This window comes from Microcoleus sp. PH2017_09_SFU_O_A (assembly GCF_020738625.1).
Taxonomy (GTDB): domain Bacteria; phylum Cyanobacteriota; class Cyanobacteriia; order Cyanobacteriales; family Microcoleaceae; genus Microcoleus.
In genome coordinates this window covers 1-17,971 of sequence record NZ_JAEQCF010000056.1, presented here as the reverse complement: position 1 = coordinate 17,971, position 17,971 = coordinate 1, and the positions used below count along the sequence as shown (strand labels likewise).

Below are 17,971 nucleotides of genomic sequence, written 5' to 3'. Positions count from 1 at the left end.
ATCAGTTTAATGAAAATCCACTGGGCTTGTGGGGAGCCGATCGAACTAGCTATTTATTTTTATAGAATTTAAAACGGGTTTGGGCGATCGTGTAAACTGCTGTTGAGATGAAGTGCGGGAAGAAATATGAAAGTAGCGATCGCGGGAGCAACGGGATTTGTAGGTAGCCGGCTGGTGGAGAAGCTGCAAGCAGCCGGACATCAAGTGGTGGTTTTGAGTAGAGATGCGGCGAAAGCTGGGCGAGTTTTCCCGGCTTCGGCTTATCCAAATTTGGATGTTGTCGCCTACACTCCGGCGGAGTCTGGTGATTGGCAAAATTCGATCGCGGGCTGCGACGCTGTGGTTAATTTAGCTGGGGTGCCGATTGCGGAGGAAAGGTGGACGGCGGCGCGCCAGCAAGCGATTCTCGACAGTCGCAGATTGACGACGGCAAAGTTGGTAGAGGCGATCGTCAATGCTAATCCTAAACCATCGGTGTTTGTGAGCGCATCGGCGATCGGCTATTACGGAACCAGCGAAACCGCTGAGTTTGACGAAAGCAGCCCTGCGGGAAACGATTTTTTAGCAGCAGTTTGCAAAGACTGGGAAGCTGCGGCCCAACCTGCCAAAAATGCAGGCACAAGGCTAGCAATTTTGCGGCTGGGAATAGTTTTGGGAATGGGAGGCGCGCTAGCAAAAATGCTGCCACCTTTTAAACTATTTGCAGGCGGCCCAATTGGCACAGGAAAACAGTGGTTTTCTTGGATTCACCGCGAGGATGTGGTTGATTTAATTTTGTATTCTTTGCAAAATTCGCAAGTTCAAGGCGTTTTGAATGCGACAGCACCGAATCCAGTGCGGATGAATGAATTGTGCCAAACTTTAGGGGAAGTTTTAAGTCGGCCTTCTTGGTTGCCGGTGCCAGGTTTTGCTTTAGAAATGCTGTTGGGAGACGGCGCTAAAGTTGTTTTGGAAGGGCAGAAAGTTTTGCCGAAACAAACTTTGGCTAGCGGTTTTCAATATCAGTATCCGATGCTGAAGTTGGCTCTAGAAGAGATTTTGGCTGGTAATTAAATCCTGCATTTTTAGATATCCCTCGTTCCCCGGCTCTTCTGCCTGGGAACGCATATCCAAAGGCTCTGCCTCGTTCCTTCAAATAAATCATCCCACTCAACAATCAATCACATCAACTACCAACAATCCATCTCGATGCCTCGGGTGCGATCGCCTTTGTCAAGAACTGCAAGCAGTAGAATTAGATTCTTGGCAAGAATACACGCTCTTAAAAATCGATAACGCCGATGTCGAGCCGATTCATTTGTTAAAAATGAGCTGTCCGAGCACCGGACACATTCATTCGTTGCGAGTGCCGCCAAATGTAGTATCAGCAAAAGAGGCAATTCGCTGGGTAAACTGGGACATTGACTCAGAAGATTTTTCCGTGCAAACTTGAAAGCAAGCAGCAGAAATACAAGAACCTTAGATTATTTGTTCGTTAAGATGATTTCAGGAGATACGATATATGGTAGTTGCAGCAAAATCAACGATTTCTCTTGCAGAGTTTTTGCAGTTGCCCGAAACTAAACCCGCAAGCGAGTACACAGACGGTCAAATTTATCAAAAACCTATGCCGCAAGGAAAACATAGCAAACTTCAAAGTGAGTTATTGTTGACTATTTCTGAGGTTGGGGAACCCCAAAAGTTAGTCTGTGCTCTTCCAGAATTGTGCTGTACTTTTGCGGATTGGTCAATTGTTCCCGATATTGCTGTTTTTGAGTGGTCTCGCATTCCCCTTGATGAAGATGGAGAAATTGCCAACCGCTTTGAAATTCCACCGGATTGGATAATTGAAATTTTGTCACCTGACCAATCTCCAAATCAGGTGATAAAAAAAATAATTTTTTCGATCAATCACGGTACTAAATTGGGTTGGTTTGCCGATCCGAGCGATAAATCAGTAATAGTTTTTCAACCGAATCAATTGCCTGAGGTTAAATCAGATACGGATATTTTACCTGTTCTTAGCGTGTTGGGCGATTGGCAGTTATCCGCAGCCGAGTTGTTTAATTGGTTGAAAATTAATTGATTTAATACGAATTTAAAAAAGTCTTGCTAGAATCATCAATCTTAGACCAATTCTTAACAGTGGCAGATCCCCGCGCAGGACACGGCAGTGCCGTTTCCCTACAGAAAACTGATATCTTTGCCAAAAACTTAATCCATAAAACACTAATCAACATTGGCCCTGTGCCACTTAAAATGGTGGAATGCACAAACCATCAATTTAGGAAAAACTGTTAATAAGATAAGAAAGAAGCCCGCCTTCAGTCAAAGGTGGGCTAAATTCATGCCAGCTTACAGACAGCTAGGCAATCGGGTCTCTTAGCCGATTGACGTAAAAGTTGAGAAAAAGATCCAAATCTTCCGGAAAAACTTATCCTCAACAATTAAGCTCCAGTTTACCCAAGCAGATCGGGAAAATTTCGCACACAGCGATGTTTCCCTGCAAGTGGGGAAATGCTGGAGCTTTATTTTGCCAGCAATCCCCAATCTCCAAGGGTTTAAGCGTCGTGATCGTGAGCGAAGCGGCGGAAGAGGAAGTCTAGGGCGTAGTTCCGCAAGTTGTAATATTCGGGATCTTCCATCATTTGTACCCGATCGCGCGGACGTGGGAAAGGAATCTCCAAAACCTCGCCAATCGTTGCTGATGGGCCGTTAGTCATCATCACGAGTCGATCGGCCAAAAACAGCGCTTCGTCAATATCGTGAGTAATCATCAACACGGTACAGCGGTGATCGTTCCAGATTTTCAGCAACTCTTCCTGCAATTCTTCCTTAGTAATTGCGTCGAGAGCACCAAAGGGTTCGTCTAAAATCAGCACCTTGGGACGAATTGCTAAGGCGCGGGCGATGGAAACCCGCTGTTTCATACCACCGGAAATTTGCGGAGGTCTTTTCTCAGCAGCTTCTGTCAGTCCCACCATTGCCAAATGATCTTTGACGATCGCATTTTTTTCGGCTTTCGACTTCTCTGGAAATACAGCGTTAACGGCAATGTAAACGTTTTCAAACACTGTCCGCCAAGGCAGCAAAGCATAACCTTGAAACACTACCATGCGATCGGGGCCTGGCTTTTCGATCCGCTGCCCGTTAATCGACACGGTGCCTTCGCTGGGATGGCTAAAACCGGACACCATATTTAACAGTGTTGATTTGCCGCAGCCGGAGTGTCCGATCAGAGTAATAAACTCTCCCTCAGCTACGGTCAAGTTAACGTTTTCTAATGCTCTGTAACCGTTTGGATATACTTTATAAACATTGTCCATCACCAAAAAAGGCTGGCGGCGATCGTTTGGTTGCTGGCTCTGGGTTTTGGTGTTTGTCTGGTTGACAGCAGTATTAATCATGGGTTTGAGAAGCCGTTAGTAGGTGATTAGCGATAGCAAATAATGGAGTTTTGAATGGTGAGCTGCGAGTCGAGACTGTAGATTTTCGAGTTCCCTGTATATTTTCAGTATTGAGTTTAAATTGCAAGACTTTTGCATCAATTATATAATTGTGCCGCTTCGCTCTCAACAATGCAATCAATCGCTGTGATTTCTGATTCCTCTTGTCTGACTTGTGAGTTGATAAGTCTTTGACAGGGGCGATCGAGAACTAAGCAATTTTTTGACCTTTTGATATCTCAAAACTCACAGAGCACCATTAGACATTTGGCCGGTGGAAAGCATTCCACCGGCTGGGGCGGACACTCAACAGATCCTAAGCAGCTCTGCGGCCCGAATCCAGAATCACTTCAGCCATCGTGTAATCGCGTTTAATCGCTAGATTGTTGAGATAGCCGATCGGATCTTCAGCATTAAACACCGAGCCATCAAACAAACGGAGAGAACCCCGAGTGTAAGTAATATCAGACATTCCCAGCTCCCGTGCTGCTGTACTGAAGGGGCCGACTCGCACCACCCGTTCCAGAATTTCTACCCAGTTGCGGGGGAAGACTGTATCGCCCCAACGCGCCATCTGTACCATGTGCCACAACTGTTCGGTACGGCTTGGGCGGTTCACCCCGTCGCCGGCGAACAAGTGGTGAGCGTATTCCCGCATCGGAGTATCAAGATCGCAAGCAGTAGATTTGGAATCGCCAATTTGGATGTAACTCTTGTCAGTAGCGACGTACTCCCGTCCCGCCACAATTTCGGAAACTTCTTGAGCGTGGGCCGGATCGCTGCAATAGTGACAAGCTTCTAGCAAAGCTTTCACTAGAGCAATGTGAGTGTTGGGGTAAGCATTCGCCCAGTCTTCCCGAACTCCCAGAATTTTTGCCGGGTGTCCAGGCCACAGTTCCAAATCCGTAGCCACGGTAAAGCCGACTCCTTCCATCGCCGCGCGCAAGTTCCAAGGTTCGCCGACGCAGAAACCGTCAATCGTCCCACCTTGCAAGTCCACAATCATCTGGGCTGGAGGGATGTTTTTCAGTGAAACATCATGATCTGGGTCAATGCCACCGGAAGCCAGCCAGTAGCGCAGCAGCAGGTTGTGCATCGATGAAGGGTGAACGATGCCCATGCGGTGAGTTTGGGCGGGGGTTCTGTGCAGCATTTCTTTGAAATCTGCCAGAGTGTAGATTCCTTGGTCGTAGAAGCGACGGGCCAGGGTAATTCCGTTGCCGTTGCGGCTCATGGTGAGGGCTGTAACGGTTGCTATGGGCTTCTCTTGGTGGCCTCCTAAGCTCAACCACGCTGCCATCCCAGAGGGCATTTGGGCTGCGTCTAGGTATCCGGCGGCGATGCCGTCTACGATGCCGCGCCAGCTTGTTTCGCGCACGAGATGCACTTCATCGAGGCCGTGTTTGGCAAATAAGCCTTTTTCTTTGGCGATCGCGAGGGGAGCACAGGCTGCGAGGGGGATAAAGCCGAGTTCGAGGTTGACTTTTTCTAGGCCGTGGCGGGCGATCGCCGGTACTTTCCGCGCGCGCAGTTTTTTCACCCGTTTCTGCTGGTTGAGGAAGTAAATCATTTCGCTCCGCAGCGCGTAGTAGCTGGGGTGCGAGACTACTTCCATACGTACCCGGGGGCGGGGGATGTCTACTTCGAGGATGCCGCCAATTTTCGATTCTGGGCCGTTGGTGAGCATGACGATGCGATCGCTCAGCAGCACCGCTTCATCTACGTCGTGCGTTACCATCAAGGCGCTAATTTCGTACTCTTGGCAGATTTCCATCAACTTTTCTTGCAAGTTGCCGCGAGTCAAAGCGTCTAGGGCGCCGAATGGTTCGTCTAAGAGTAACAGTTTGGGACGCAGGGCTAGGGCACGGGCGATCGCCACGCGCTGTTTTTGTCCGCCTGATAGTAGTGCCGGTTGCTTCTCGGCGTGGGGGCCCAAGCCCACCATGTCAATGTGTTTTTGGATGATGTCGAGGCGCTCGGCTTTAGCTAAGCCGCTCATTACTGAGTCTACGGCCAGGGTGATGTTTTCTCTGACTGTCCGCCAAGGTAGCAGCGAATAGTTTTGGAACACCACCATGCGATCGGGGCCCGGCTGAGTGATTCTTTGTCCGTCGATCGTCACCAATCCTTCTGTGGGCAGATCCAAACCTGCCACCATATTTAGCAGAGTGGATTTGCCACAACCCGAGTGTCCGACTAAGGAGATAAATTCTCCTTTTTTAATTTCTAAGTCGATCCCTTTGAGGGCTACGTATGTACCGCCGTCTGTTAAATTAAATGTTTTTCCGACTTGTTCTACCGCAATCAAAACTGACATGGTTTTCTTGCCTTTTTTGTAGGTTTGTCCTTGATTTTTCGATTATTTTTGACTGTTGACCGTTAGCTTTTATATTATGCCGATCGCCCAACTGCAATAATAATATTGGTTCGTAGTGAGGACTTCAGTTCTATTCTTTTAAAAAGCTGAGGACTGAAGTTCTGCTACTCCTTTAACTCGTTATCAGGCACAGCCTGGTAACACATAATCAGGAGGCTCTGCCTCGATTTTCCAGCCGAGGCAGATCCTCTTGGATATGGGTTCCCAGTTATTTTACCGGACTTGATATTAGCTTTTAGCTAACAACTGTCAACTGTCAACTGTCAACCGTCAACTGTCAACTGTCAACTGTCAACTATCAACTGTTTTTATTTGCCTTGAGAGGGAGCAATTTTTTGCTGCAACCATGCCATCAGGCGATCGAGCATCAAACCAACAGCCCCAATGTAGAACACCGCCAAGAGAATTTCACTGATGTAGTTTTGCTGGTAAGCATTCCAAATAAAGAAGCCAATACCTGTAATCCCGGACATCACGATTTCCGCTGCAATAATCGCCAGCCAAGCCAAACCGATCGCAATTCTCAATCCGGTGAAGATATAAGGAAGCGCCGACGGAAACAAGATATTGATGTAATATTCCTTCTGAGTAAGTTGCAGCACTTTCGCCACGTTGTTGTAATCGTCAGGAATTTGACGAACACCTTCAGCCGTGTTGATTAAAATCGGCCAAACAGAGGTAATGAAAATCACGAACAAAGCAGCCGGTTCGTTTTGTTGAAGTGCAGCCAGGGCGATCGGTACCCAAGCCAAAGGTGCTACCATCCGCAAAAACTGGAAAATCGGGTCTAAAGCCTTGTTCAGGAAGGGATTCGTACCTACCACAACTCCCATGCTAATGCCCACAGCGGCCGCGAGAGTGTAGCCTTTTGCTACCCGTTCCAAACTAGCCATAGTCTGCCAAAATAAGCCGACTCCGTAGGTTTTGGAGTTCATGAAAGGATACATCAACAAAATCCGCGTCCGTTCGTCAGTCCAAACGCTAGTTGGGGGTGGCAACTTGATGATTCCTGTACCCGACAGGAATTGCCAAATTAGCAGGAACCCTAAAAGTCCTAAAATTGGCGGCAATATATTTGACGAATTCTTTTTCCAAAACTCGCCAAGAACTCCTTGGACATCGACTCCGCCTCTCCGATTTGTGCTGACAGCCATCTTGCTAATCTCCTGTGTTTCTGCTGTTTTTTTTCGAGACTTAAGTTATGCGAAGCTTTTACCAACTAACAATGGTCTCGCATCCCCACGGAAGCGGATTGTTTTTAGAACGAGGTTTAAATCGCACGCTTCTAAAAACTGTGTTGTCAACTGTCAACTGTCAACTGTCAACTGTCAACTGTTTAACCCATCACGCTTTTTTAATTGCCAGACTCTTGATGTAATCTTCGGGCTTGTCCGGGTTGAATTCTTTGCCGTCGAAGAACTTCTCAACACCACGAGTCGATTTTGCCGGAATGTCAGCTTCAGCAACTCCGGCTAATTTAGCCGCAGCTTTCCACAAATCTCCTCGGTTGACTTTATCGATGATTGTCTTAGAATCTGCCAAGGTTTTTGTTGGCAAGAAACCCCAGCGGACGCTTTCGGTTAAGAACCACAAATCGTGGCTCTTGTAGGGATAGGAAACGTTGCCGACTCCATCATTCCAGTACAGCGTACTCATTTTGAAGTCGTTGATTTCGGGCTTGCCGTCGCCCATGATATACTTGCCTTCATAAGGAGGAAGCAACACTCCAGGAGCTACGTCAAAGAAGTTTTTGCCAGAAACAATCGACACCAATTCCGCACGATTTTCTGGTTTGTCGCACCACTGCTGCGCTTCAATTATTCCTGCTAACAGCGCTTCGGTAGCTTTGGGGTGTTTGTCTACCCAGTCGCCGCGAATTGCGAGGTATTCTTCTGGATGTCCTTTCCACATTTCGGCAGTTAAAGCGGACAAGAAGCCAATTTTTTCTTTGACAATCCGTAGGGGCCAGGGGTCACCTGTACTGAAACCGTCCATGCTGCCGGTTTTCATGTTGGCCACGGTTTGGGCCGCCGGTACTGTTAGCAACTCGACATCTACGTCGGGATTGATGCCGTTAGCTGCTAGCCAGTAGCGAATCCATAAATCTTGGTTGGCTTTGGGAAAAGTGTAGGCTGCTTTGAAGGGCGTACCTGCTTTCTTGAGTCCGAGGATGTAGTCTTGGGCGGATTTTTCTAGTTTGAGTCCGAGGCCTTTACCTTCGTGTTTGGCAGCGATCGCAATTCCATTTCCCTGAGTGTTTAGCTGTAACAGCACGTACATCGGGATGCCGGCTTTATTCTTGGTGATCAGGCCTTTGCTAATCAAGTATGGCATCGGCATTTGCCACTGCCCGCCATCTATACCACCGCCTGCTGAGCCGATTTCTACGTTGTCTCGGGCCGAACCCCAGTTGGCTTGTTTGGCGACTTTGACATCTACCATGCCGTATTTGGCAAAGAAGCCTTTTTCTTGGGCAATAATTAAAGGCGCTGATTCGACGATCGGGATATATCCCAATGTAATCTTCGTGCTTTCGATGCCTTCTACTCTTTTCTCGTTGGCCACAGCAACTGCTGATGTGGCAGCAGGGGCTCCTCCAGCCCCACCAGCACCACCATCAGCAGTTCCACCGGGTTCGGGGGGATTTCCCAAACAGCCTTTGAGCAGTATGGAACTGACGGCAGATGCACCTGCTGTAACTATAAATTTGCGCCGAGAAAAATTTTCTGAAAATTTGGTCATAGCCTAGCCTCGCTCCAATACATAATCTTCTGTAACGACATCACTGAAGTTTATCAAAGCACTTTATTGCTGTTCGCTAAATTAGGCTTAGAGAACTGTTTTAAGCGCAGGTTGGCAGTAAGGATGAAAAAACTTATGGTAACAATAAGTTTTTATGATATCCCTGCTGATTTGACTCTTTTGATTAACTCAATATTGCGATCGGCCAAGTTGTGTTAACTCGCCAAAAGCGAGTTCTACATTTAATTGGCTTGTTTATTCAGTTTACCGTACTCTTGCTGTGATTATAAAACAAATATTAAATTTAAATTATAAGTAAATGTTTTAGGCAGTTGTTCTCAATAAGTAGCCGTTTTTTTTGCAGGTCGGGTTTTAATTCGCGCAATATTTGCATAAAATTCCTTTGCTTATAAGAGTTTTAGCGTAATACCCTCTGAGGGGGTTCCCACCTCATTGTCAATAAGCCGGAAATTAGGCTGCCACCACTCATTAATATTACTTAATAATTCTCTAATTTTTGGCAAAACCAGAAAAAAGTATTCTGCGATACAGAATTATGGTACAATAATGTTATGCAGAAAATTTATCATCAAAAACAGTCGATCGCCCTTAGGGATTGAAATGGCGATCGGGAATTCAAATCGTGCGATCGTAAAAACCTGTACAAAGCCACCCAACAGCAGTATTGGTCGAGTCTGGTTTGTCGCCACCAAGAACCCAGGCAGGCCCTCTTGGCGCAGCCCCTTGAATCTACATTACTGACAGCGTTGCAGATACATCCTCGCAACCATATCCCCAGGATTAGCTTGCAAACATTTATCAAACAGTTGAAAGGCAGTCTCTTTATCCGAGGAATGATAGAAAACGATCGCCTGTTCAAAAGTGCTTTTCATGGCTAACTTCCCCTCTCGCAATTCGGGTAAATCTGCATCGAAAACCTCATACACAGCTACCTGTTCGGACTTCCCCTTGACTCGAACGCGATCGATCAAACGAATGTGATATTTTCCCGGATTTTTCAATACCATAAATGTGCGATTGCTAATCAACAAAGGCACACCGTACTGTTTGGTTAATCCCTCCAAACGAGATGCTAAATTCACCGCATCCCCGATCGCAGTACCATCCATCCGAGATGCACCACCCACCGTTCCTAGAATTAATGTCCCAGTATTAATACCAATCCCAATTTTAATTGGCGGACGTTCCGGTATCGTGCGCGTGGTATTATAGTCAGCTAGTCTTTGTAGCATCGAAATTCCACCCCTAACTGCCCCATCTGCATCTCCACTAAATAAAGCCATAATTGCATCACCAATATATTTATCAATAAACCCATGATTTTCAATAATTGCTGGTTCCATCCGAGAGAGATAACCATTAATAAACTTAAAATTATCATCCGGCGTCATCATTTCTGATAGACTTGTAAAATCTCGAATATCAGAAAACAACACCGAAATTTCTTGCTGAATATGTTCGCCTAATTGAATATCAAGAAAACTCGTTTTTTCCAATAACTGAAGGAACTGACGGGGAACAAACCGTAAAAAAGATTCATTGAGTGCTTGCAAATAACTTTCTTTTTCTTGAAGTTCCGCAATTAGTTTAGCTTGCTGGCGAGTCAGCGCTTCTAACTCTTGATTCATTTCTAGAAGTTTAGCATTTTTTTCTGCCAGTTTCTTATCTTGAATGTAACTGTGAACTGCTTCTGCTACCGTTAGTCTTAAATCTTCATTATGCCAAGGTTTACCGATGTATCGATAGAGTTTAGCGTATTTGACCGCATTAGTAACCGCTTCAATAGTAGCTTGACCCGTCAGCATTACTTTCAGCGTTTTTGGGGAAAGTTCGTGAACGCGGCGCAAAAGTTCGTCTCCCTTCATATCCGGCATAATGTAATCGGAAATAATTAAGGGAATTTCATCTCCATCTTCAAGTAATTCTCCAAGCAATTCTAACGCATCCTCTCCCCCTTCAGCGATCTCGACTCGATACTCTTCTCCAAATGATTTTCTCAATTCCGCTTTCAAACTCGTCAAAATGGTAATTTCATCATCTACACAAACAATGACAGGTTTTTTTGCAACTTTTGTCATAGTTTTTATAATCCATACTTGACGATATCGATCGACTGATTGGGCGACCAGGGTTTAAAGAAACATTTATCTACCTTAGCTGCTGCATAAGCCCGCTCGATAGCTTTTTTATCTGCTTGTCCTGTCAATAAAATTTTGACAATTTTAGTAATTTTCTCATTAACTGAAATTAGAAATTTGTCGCCTTTCATTCCGGGCATTAGCCAATTAGAGACAACCAATAAAATGCTAATATGATGTTTATTTAATTCATCAATATTTAGCGCTTCTTCAGCATCTTGGGCAAATTCATAAGCATAGGAACTGCCTAGTGCTTTTCTCAATTTGGCTTTCAAACTTTCCAAAATTACAGTTTTATCATCAACACACAAAATAACGGGTTTAGACATGGTAGTTAATCAGTTGACGGTTGACGGTTGACGGTTGACGGTTGACGGTTGACGGTTGATAGCACTTGACAAAGGAAGGAAGAGAATTGGAGGAATGAATAGTCTGATTTTAATTTCTCTCGATCGGGCTTGGGGCTTTAAACCAATTCTTTGCGGTAACTGTTGGCGGAGCAACCCGCGACGCAAATCAATTGCTGAACCATTGTTTAAATTGATGTTAATCGGTTTAAATATATGCTTGATTTGTTGAATTTTAAATTGTAGACTAATATAGTTCGGGGCTTTTTTGTGGTTAGAGGCGGGTTTGTTTAACCTGTTTGCGCGCTTTGGGATATTGATTAATCTGCCCCTACAGATTGTTGAAAATGATGCACGATTTCAACCAGCACGAATCGACTGGACATGATATTAGTTGCTAACTTTGTCAGACCTGATGGATCTGAATGTAGAGATACCTAATGGAGTAGAGACAAGAAAATGATTCCTGAAGCAGAAACTTCATTATCTTTACAACTGCTTTGCAGTATATCAGAATTTTTTTAATTTGGTTGATATTTATAATTTATTTTGAGTATTAATTCTTGATTCTGAGCTTGACTTTGGCTTCGGTGTATGTATATAACAATAATTGTTTTTTTATCGGAATAATTTACCGCAGAGGATGCAGAGGGAGTGAAGAGAGAGATGAATAATAGCGATGCTAACGGAATTGATATTACGCGATCGCACTTTTGATAATAAACCATCATTGGTTTGTAGTGAGGAATGCGAGTCAAGCGTCATGGATGCGGACTCGCATTCCTCACTACGAACCTTTAGCGAAGGCTGAATCCTATTAGTTTGGCGGATCGAAGCGGTTGACAGATAGCGCAACACCGATCATTGGTAGGGCGACGCCGAAGCAAATCAGCCACTGATCTAGGTTCATTGGAGCTGTCTCGAAGATGCGATTGATAAACGGAGAATTAGCAAAGATAATCTGCAAAATTACAGCTACGACAATGCCGACACCGAGGGCGGGAGCTCCGCTAACTTTTTCCTGAGAACCGCTAAATTTAGCCATCAAAGAAGGTAACAATTGGCTGAGACTCAGTAGGTAAAAAATTCTGCCCATTACTAAAGCTTGAATCGCCATTGTTCGGGCTAGTGGCAAAGTTCCCCAATCGGCTTGACGCACCCATTCAAACATTCCGAAAATTATTGTCCAATTGTACAGAGAAATAGCTAAGATGCGTTTGATCCGATTTTCAGTCAGGAAAGGTTCGTTGACTGGGCGCGGCTGCTGTTTCATCACTCCGGGAGACTTGGGCTCGAAAGCAAGGGGCACAGTCATGGTGATCGAGTTGAGCATATTCAGCCAGAGGATTTGTAGCGACAAAATCGGCAATTCTCGGCCGAGTAGAGTGCTGAGCAAAATTGTCATTGATTCTCCGCCGTTGACTGGGAGAATGAAGCTGATGGATTTAAGTAGGTTTTTGTAGACCGATCGCCCTTCTTCTACCGCAGATTCGATCGACGCAAAGTTATCATCGGTCAAAATCATGTCGGCGGCTTCCTTAGAAACCTCCGTACCGCTACCCATTGCGATGCCGATATCGGCTTGTTTGAGGGCGGGGGCGTCGTTAACGCCGTCTCCTGTCATCGCCACAATTTCGCCTTTTTGCTGCAAAGCTTCTACGAGGCGCAGTTTTTGTTCTGGGGCGACGCGCGCAAAAACTGAGCCGGCTTCTACGGCTTCGGCGAGGGCATTTTTGTCCATGGCGGCGAGTTGGGCGCCGGTGTAGGCTACAAGTTCTCTATTGTGTTTGGTTTTGCGGAATCCCATGCGGCGGGCGATCGCCCTGGCGGTAGCGATGTGGTCGCCGGTAATCATTTTAACTTGAATGCCGGCGGTTTGGCAGGCTTGGACGGCGGCGATCGCAGAGGCCCGCGGCGGGTCGATCATGCCTTGGAGTCCGAGGAAAACTAGCCCTGATTCTACGTCTGAGTGAGCAACGGATCCCTGTTCGTGGGGAACGATTTTTTTAGCAAAAGCTAGGACGCGCAAGCCTTGATCGGCCATTGCATCGACTTGGTGGTGGATTTGCTGGCGATCGACTTCTGTCGAATTTCCTTCAGTGTCGAGACTCTCAGCGCAGCGGGTGAGAATTGATTCGACGGAACCTTTGACATACAAAATTTTGTCGCTTGTCGGAGTTCGATGCAGTGTCGCCATGTATTGAAACTGAGATTCAAAGGGAATTGAATCGAGGCGCGGCATGGATTTTTCCAAGACTTGCTGGCTGAGTTCTGCTTTTTTACCTGCTGCAATTAAAGCTCCTTCTGTCGGATCGCCGACGACAATCCAATCATTATCTTTGAATTCTAAATGAGAGTCGTTGCAGATCATTCCGGCTTGCAAACATTCTTGCAAAGCTGGAGATTGATTGACACTAATTGGTAGTTGGTTGAGTTCAATGTCGCCTTCTGGACTGTAACCTGTACCTGTAACGGAGTAGGATTTGCCACCAGAATAGATTTCTTGCACTGTCATCTGATTTTCTGTCAAAGTTCCGGTTTTGTCAGAACAAATGACTGTGGCGCCGCCGAGGGTTTCTACTGCGGGGAGTTTGCGGACGATCGCGTGTTTGGCGGCCATCCGGGAAACACCGACGGCGAGGGTGACGGTAATGACGGCGGGGAGGCCTTCGGGGATGGCGCCGACGATGAGGGCGACTGCTGGTTCGACTGCTTCTTTAAAGGCTGAAACTCCGGCTGGGACTGGTCGCCCTAAACGCACTGCAAAGGTCAAGGTTGCCATTGCGAGGACAAATAGCAGCCAGTTTTGACTGAATTGATTAAATTTGCGGGTGAGGGGCGTGGTGAGGTCGATGTGGCGATCGAGCAATTGGGAGATTTTGCCGGTTTCGGTTTTATTGGCGATCGCAATTACGATACCGCTACCTTGGCCGAAGGTAACAAAACTGCCAGCATAGGCCATGTTATCGCGTTCTGCGAGCGGCGTTTCTTCTGGCAAAACCAAGTTTCCCGCCTGTCCGAGTTGTTTTTCAACAGCAACGGATTCGCCTGTAAGTCCAGATTCATCTATTTGCAAGTCGCGGACTTTCACTAAGCGCAAATCGGCGGGTACTTTGTCACCGGAAGTCAGGGTTACTAAGTCGCCCACAACAAGTTCTTTTGAGGGAACTCTTAATTTCTTGCCACCTCGAATGACTGTGGCTTCTGTGGTAACAGCTTTAGCTAGGGCATCGATTTTTTTCTCAGCCCCAGCTTCTTGGATGAAACTGATAATAGCGTTGGTAGTTGTTACGCCCCAAATTACGCTGGCATTCAGCCATTCTCCAATCAGTGCTTTGATTAAACCGGCACTCAGTAAGATTATCAGGAGGGGTTGGTTAAATTGCAGTATAAATTTTAACCAGGCTGGTTTCCCTGCTTTAACTGTTAGTTCGTTTGGCCCGAATTTTTGTTGGCGACTGGCTGCTTCTGCTGGATCGATACCGTTTTCCAGATTGGTTTCTAATTGAGTTGCAACTTTGGATCTTTCTAAGTAGTGCCAATATTGCTCTGCTACGTCTACATCGTTGGCGGCTTTTGCTGGCATAATTTTTCCTGGATTTTTGTTGTTTGGCGAGCTTTCTTTTATCGATATTGAATCAGCGCGCTCAATACAACTCCTCGCTCGTTGGAGCGTGAATATATTGAGCGACAATAGGGTTGATTAATTGTTTGAAGGCGTTTTGACTTCAATCTATCTTACAGCAGATGTGTCTGTCTTTGCCAATTGGTTTGGGAAATTCTTTTCGGTGCTAAATCTTTTTTGGGAGTTTTCCGAACAGGTAAAAAAAGCTACTCAACTTCTTGACAGATGGCAAGTTTTAGGTTGTATAGATTCCTGAACAATTTAGCATAAACAGTTTGATTTCCGTACTCTGTAACTGTCAACTATCCACTGGTATATGTCTTCCTTGTCTTGTTTATTTGGCAGTTTTCTGCTGTGAGATTTTCCGATTCTGCGATTCCTCCACGGGCGATCGCGAGTGCGCGCGTGTTACAACCTAGGCTAAGGAACAAAATTGTGATCTCATGGAAATAGTGGTAACGCTGCTGCTGGGTTCGGCGCTGTTTGTCTGGGGAATGCGCGCAGGAAAGGCGTTAGTGCGATCGGGAGTGACGGCTAACGATCTGTTTAAGGGCCGAAACTCGATCGCCCTGCTGTTTTTGGGTTTTTACTTTGGCTTGCTGCTGCTGGCGTTAAATCTGCCTCAAATGCCTGTTTTGCCGATCGAGTGGCGATTCCATGGGATGCGAGTAACTTGGACTCTGCTGCGGGTGATGCTGATGGGAGTCTGCGGTATTGGGTTTACTGTAAGTTGGCTGACGGCGCGATCGCAAGTAATCGCAGTAATTTTAATTGGCTTGTTGGGATTGGGAGGATTTACAAGCGCTGAATCCTATTTTTTGGAGCCAATTTACGCTGATTTAATCGATAATTTGCAGCCAAACGGTGTATTTCGGCAAACATCTAGCAGCAGTTGTGCGCCTGCGGCGCTAGCAACCGTGTTGAGGCGTTGGGGAATCGAGGCGACGGAATCGAGTGTAGCGCGTTTAGCAGGAACCAGTCGCTTGGGAACTTCGATGCCGCAGTTAATCGTAGCAGCAAGAGCGTTGGGTTTGAACGCAATAGAATTGAGGCCGACTTGGGAGCAAATGCAGCAAATTAATCGCCCTGGCGTGCTGGCGGTTTGGCTGTTTGACGGCCCTCGGAAGTTACCGCACGCCGTGGCTTTGCTGGGAATGAATGACAGTGTAGCAGCGATTGGAGATCCGGCGCGGGGCAGGATTTTCTATTTAGACAGGGCGACTTTTGCCATGATTTGGCGGGAGGAGTACGTGCCGATTTTTCGTGCTACGGATATGTTGTTAAGTGACAAACAGGCTGTTGATTATTTGACTAAGTTAGGATATAATTCTGGTAATTTGCCAGCAGACATCGAGCGATTTCAAACAGACAAAAAAATGAAAGTCAGCGGCAAATTAGATAGAATGACTGAGTTAATGTTGAGCGGCCCTTTCTTGGAAGGAGTGCCGAGATTGGATGGAAAATAGTTATAAAAAATACCGCGCTCAAGTTTGTAGTGAGGACTTCAGTCCTCTTAAGTTTTTGAGGACTGAAATCCTCACGAAAAACCCGGGCTTTTAGCGCTCTTTCCTAATATTATAAAGAGCGCTGAAGCGCAACTACGTACCTAATTTGTCTAACGACAATAAAACCACCCTGTTTTTTAAGGGGGGGGTTAGGGGAATCGGTTTTCAGTTAAGCGTATTGTATCATAGCATTCATCAAATATCTCACAAACAAATACCAGCCCAACTATCAATTGACTGAGTAGATTTAACCACATTCATCCCCGCCTGCGCGAATCTTAAAAAAGCCGCATCTGCTTGTTCAGTAAAATCAACAACACCAGGAACAACCACCGGCGAAGTACAATCTTCCAACAAATAAACCTTCCTAGCCAACATAGAATCCCGCGCCACAATGTCAGTCAACAAATCATCAATCGTCCAAGCAACACAATGACTCTTCGCTTGTCCCGCAATAATTACCGCATCAAACTCTAACAACTTATCAATAAACCCAGCATTTTTATGAGCAATCGGATTTCCGTCGGCCCCATCTAAGACTTCCGGCTGCAAAACCGAATAGTTTTCAGTTAAGGGATTCCCACCTTTAATCTCAAAAAGTGCTTGACTGTGGCGCGCCATACTGTGAAAAAATATCGCTTCTTCCACCGCAGAAACCAGGGCGTGTCCAATCCCACCCAGCATCGAGTGATACGGCCAAATTGTCAAGGGAAATTTGCCATTGTCGCTGAGTTTCTGTACGTAGTGAAGGCAGTGTTTTTGTAGTTCCGCATAATTCCCACCCGCGATGCTATCGGCGACGGCTGGGTTGACTTTCCAAATTCCTTGCTGCACATCTTCCAGAGTAATTAATGTGGCGGCGGGAATGGGGTTTTCGCCTGCATCATCGATCCAAAATATGGGATGAAAAATTTGCATGGCGGTGTGCGTATCCATTGTCGGCGCAATCGTGGTAATTGCGTTTAAGTTGCGGTAGATGAATTCGCATAGGCGCAGGTTGTCATCAACAGCACCGCTACCGGAACGCCCGCCGACAAATAGTTCAAATTCCGGTACGCAAAATGTATTTTGGGCATCAATTATTAGCAAACAAATTCGCTTTTCGTCGCTAGCTGCTGGCTGAATACTATGTTTTAAAGCCCAATTATTAGCTTCATTCGCTCTTTCTTGATAGGGAACTCGCCAGATTTGACTGATTTTATGGGCATCGAAATATTCTGGAATTGGGAGTTGTGTTTTTGTGGTCATGGTTGATATGTTCAACAGTTGACAGTTGACAGTTGACAGTTGACAGTTTGAGAGCTACCTCTACCTAGAAGGAAGAGGATTGGAGTAATGAATATTCTGATTTTAATTTCTCCCTCAAGGGGAGAGCAGGGCGAACGCATCTAAACTTTATATTAACAGAATATGGTATATTGGACAAGAATTATTGAGTAACTACAAAACATTTAATTAGGGTTCACCTGTATGAAACTCAAACCTAAAATTACCATCGCCGACCATTTTTTTGATCTAGAAGACCCAAGAGTCGAGCGGACGAGACATCATCAATTAATTGATATTATCACTCTCTCAATTTGTGCCGTGATTTGCGGCGCTGATACATGGGTCGATATCGAAAGTTATGGGCGAGCCAAATATGAATGGTTAAAAAAATTTTTAGAATTGCCGAATGGCATACCTTCGCATGACACAATTGCGCGAGTATTTTCTCGCCTGAATCCGGAACAATTTCAGAAATGTTTTTTGAGTTGGATTCAATCTATTAGCTGCTTAAATCCAGGAGAA

The 17,971-nt window shown here is 45.8% G+C and carries 14 protein-coding genes and 1 pseudogene; 7 read left to right on the top strand and 8 right to left on the bottom strand.

Annotated features, from left to right (window positions below):
* Nucleotides 1–126 precede the first annotated feature (126 nt).
* The 3 genes and pseudogenes from JGK16_RS20885 to JGK16_RS20875 all read left to right on the top strand — a co-directional run bounded on the left by JGK16_RS20885 (nt 127) and on the right by JGK16_RS20875 (nt 2,065).
* Nucleotides 127–1,053, top strand: a complete 927-nt coding sequence (locus JGK16_RS20885) for a TIGR01777 family oxidoreductase (protein WP_293192327.1) — start codon at nt 127–129, stop codon at nt 1,051–1,053.
* 142 nt (nt 1,054–1,195) lie between these two features.
* Nucleotides 1,196–1,432: pseudogene (locus tag JGK16_RS20880) on the top strand (leucine-rich repeat domain-containing protein); the annotation flags it as partial.
* 69 nt (nt 1,433–1,501) lie between these two features.
* Nucleotides 1,502–2,065 carry a Uma2 family endonuclease gene (locus tag JGK16_RS20875; RefSeq protein WP_293192329.1) on the top strand — a complete coding sequence of 188 codons (564 nt, stop codon included), beginning with the start codon at nt 1,502–1,504 and terminating at the stop codon, nt 2,063–2,065.
* A 475-nt stretch (nt 2,066–2,540) separates the two neighbouring features.
* On the opposite strand, the gene JGK16_RS20870 is transcribed toward JGK16_RS20875, so the two are convergent.
* From JGK16_RS20870 to JGK16_RS20855, 4 genes are all read right to left on the bottom strand, one after another.
* Nucleotides 2,541–3,386 (bottom strand): nitrate ABC transporter ATP-binding protein, encoded by an 846-nt coding sequence (locus JGK16_RS20870; RefSeq protein ID WP_293176947.1) that lies wholly within the window; start codon nt 3,384–3,386, stop codon nt 2,541–2,543.
* 355 nt (nt 3,387–3,741) lie between these two features.
* Nucleotides 3,742–5,742: a nitrate ABC transporter ATP-binding protein gene (locus JGK16_RS20865; protein ID WP_293192331.1), complete on the bottom strand. Its 2,001-nt coding sequence runs from the start codon at nt 5,740–5,742 to the stop codon at nt 3,742–3,744.
* Nucleotides 5,743–6,110: 368 nt separating this feature from the next.
* Nucleotides 6,111–6,956: a nitrate ABC transporter permease gene (gene ntrB, locus JGK16_RS20860; protein WP_293176951.1), complete on the bottom strand. Its 846-nt coding sequence runs from the start codon at nt 6,954–6,956 to the stop codon at nt 6,111–6,113.
* A 190-nt stretch (nt 6,957–7,146) separates the two neighbouring features.
* Nucleotides 7,147–8,544, bottom strand: coding sequence for a CmpA/NrtA family ABC transporter substrate-binding protein (locus tag JGK16_RS20855; protein WP_293176953.1), 1,398 nt, complete (start codon nt 8,542–8,544; stop codon nt 7,147–7,149).
* 567 nt (nt 8,545–9,111) lie between these two features.
* Between JGK16_RS20855 and JGK16_RS20850 the strand changes: the two genes are divergently transcribed.
* On the top strand, nt 9,112–9,306 hold the full coding sequence (locus JGK16_RS20850) for a hypothetical protein (RefSeq protein WP_293203386.1): 195 nt from the start codon (nt 9,112–9,114) through the stop codon (nt 9,304–9,306).
* Here JGK16_RS20850 and JGK16_RS20845 read toward each other — a convergent pair.
* Nucleotides 9,300–10,643 carry an adenylate/guanylate cyclase domain-containing protein gene (locus JGK16_RS20845; protein WP_293176955.1) on the bottom strand — a complete coding sequence of 448 codons (1,344 nt, stop codon included), beginning with the start codon at nt 10,641–10,643 and terminating at the stop codon, nt 9,300–9,302. The genes JGK16_RS20850 and JGK16_RS20845 overlap by 7 nt on opposite strands.
* Nucleotides 10,644–10,648: 5 nt before the next feature.
* Nucleotides 10,649–11,032: a response regulator gene (locus JGK16_RS20840; protein ID WP_293176957.1), complete on the bottom strand. Its 384-nt coding sequence runs from the start codon at nt 11,030–11,032 to the stop codon at nt 10,649–10,651.
* A gap of 94 nt (nt 11,033–11,126) precedes the next feature.
* Here JGK16_RS20840 and JGK16_RS20835 point away from each other — a divergent pair, with 94 nt between their 5' ends.
* Nucleotides 11,127–11,282 (top strand): hypothetical protein, encoded by a 156-nt coding sequence (locus JGK16_RS20835; protein WP_293203384.1) that lies wholly within the window; start codon nt 11,127–11,129, stop codon nt 11,280–11,282.
* A 585-nt stretch (nt 11,283–11,867) separates the two neighbouring features.
* Here the strand turns inward: JGK16_RS20835 and JGK16_RS20830 are convergent.
* Complete coding sequence (locus JGK16_RS20830; RefSeq protein WP_293192333.1) at nt 11,868–14,636, bottom strand: HAD-IC family P-type ATPase; 2,769 nt, start codon at nt 14,634–14,636, stop codon at nt 11,868–11,870.
* 482 nt (nt 14,637–15,118) lie between these two features.
* On the opposite strand from JGK16_RS20830, the gene JGK16_RS20825 reads away from it, so the two are divergent.
* On the top strand, nt 15,119–16,141 hold the full coding sequence (locus JGK16_RS20825; RefSeq protein ID WP_293192335.1) for a cysteine peptidase family C39 domain-containing protein: 1,023 nt from the start codon (nt 15,119–15,121) through the stop codon (nt 16,139–16,141).
* A 243-nt stretch (nt 16,142–16,384) separates the two neighbouring features.
* Here JGK16_RS20825 and JGK16_RS20820 read toward each other — a convergent pair whose 3' ends face one another.
* Nucleotides 16,385–17,428, bottom strand: a complete 1,044-nt coding sequence (locus JGK16_RS20820) for an isochorismatase (RefSeq protein WP_293192337.1) — start codon at nt 17,426–17,428, stop codon at nt 16,385–16,387.
* 222 nt (nt 17,429–17,650) lie between these two features.
* Here JGK16_RS20820 and JGK16_RS20815 point away from each other — a divergent pair.
* On the top strand, nt 17,651–17,971 hold a 321-nt coding region (locus JGK16_RS20815; protein ID WP_293192339.1), incomplete at its 3' end, for an ISAs1 family transposase.

Coding starts and splice junctions, on each gene's coding strand:
- JGK16_RS20885 (WP_293192327.1), top strand. CDS start 127: ATGAAAGTAGCGATCGCGGGAGCAACGGGATTTGTAGGTAGCCGGCTG.
- JGK16_RS20875 (WP_293192329.1), top strand. CDS start 1,502: ATGGTAGTTGCAGCAAAATCAACGATTTCTCTTGCAGAGTTTTTGCAG.
- JGK16_RS20870 (WP_293176947.1), bottom strand. CDS start 3,386: ATGATTAATACTGCTGTCAACCAGACAAACACCAAAACCCAGAGCCAG.
- JGK16_RS20865 (WP_293192331.1), bottom strand. CDS start 5,742: ATGTCAGTTTTGATTGCGGTAGAACAAGTCGGAAAAACATTTAATTTA.
- ntrB (WP_293176951.1), bottom strand. CDS start 6,956: ATGGCTGTCAGCACAAATCGGAGAGGCGGAGTCGATGTCCAAGGAGTT.
- JGK16_RS20855 (WP_293176953.1), bottom strand. CDS start 8,544: ATGACCAAATTTTCAGAAAATTTTTCTCGGCGCAAATTTATAGTTACA.
- JGK16_RS20850 (WP_293203386.1), top strand. CDS start 9,112: ATGTTATGCAGAAAATTTATCATCAAAAACAGTCGATCGCCCTTAGGG.
- JGK16_RS20845 (WP_293176955.1), bottom strand. CDS start 10,643: ATGACAAAAGTTGCAAAAAAACCTGTCATTGTTTGTGTAGATGATGAA.
- JGK16_RS20840 (WP_293176957.1), bottom strand. CDS start 11,032: ATGTCTAAACCCGTTATTTTGTGTGTTGATGATAAAACTGTAATTTTG.
- JGK16_RS20835 (WP_293203384.1), top strand. CDS start 11,127: ATGAATAGTCTGATTTTAATTTCTCTCGATCGGGCTTGGGGCTTTAAA.
- JGK16_RS20830 (WP_293192333.1), bottom strand. CDS start 14,636: ATGCCAGCAAAAGCCGCCAACGATGTAGACGTAGCAGAGCAATATTGG.
- JGK16_RS20825 (WP_293192335.1), top strand. CDS start 15,119: ATGGAAATAGTGGTAACGCTGCTGCTGGGTTCGGCGCTGTTTGTCTGG.
- JGK16_RS20820 (WP_293192337.1), bottom strand. CDS start 17,428: ATGACCACAAAAACACAACTCCCAATTCCAGAATATTTCGATGCCCAT.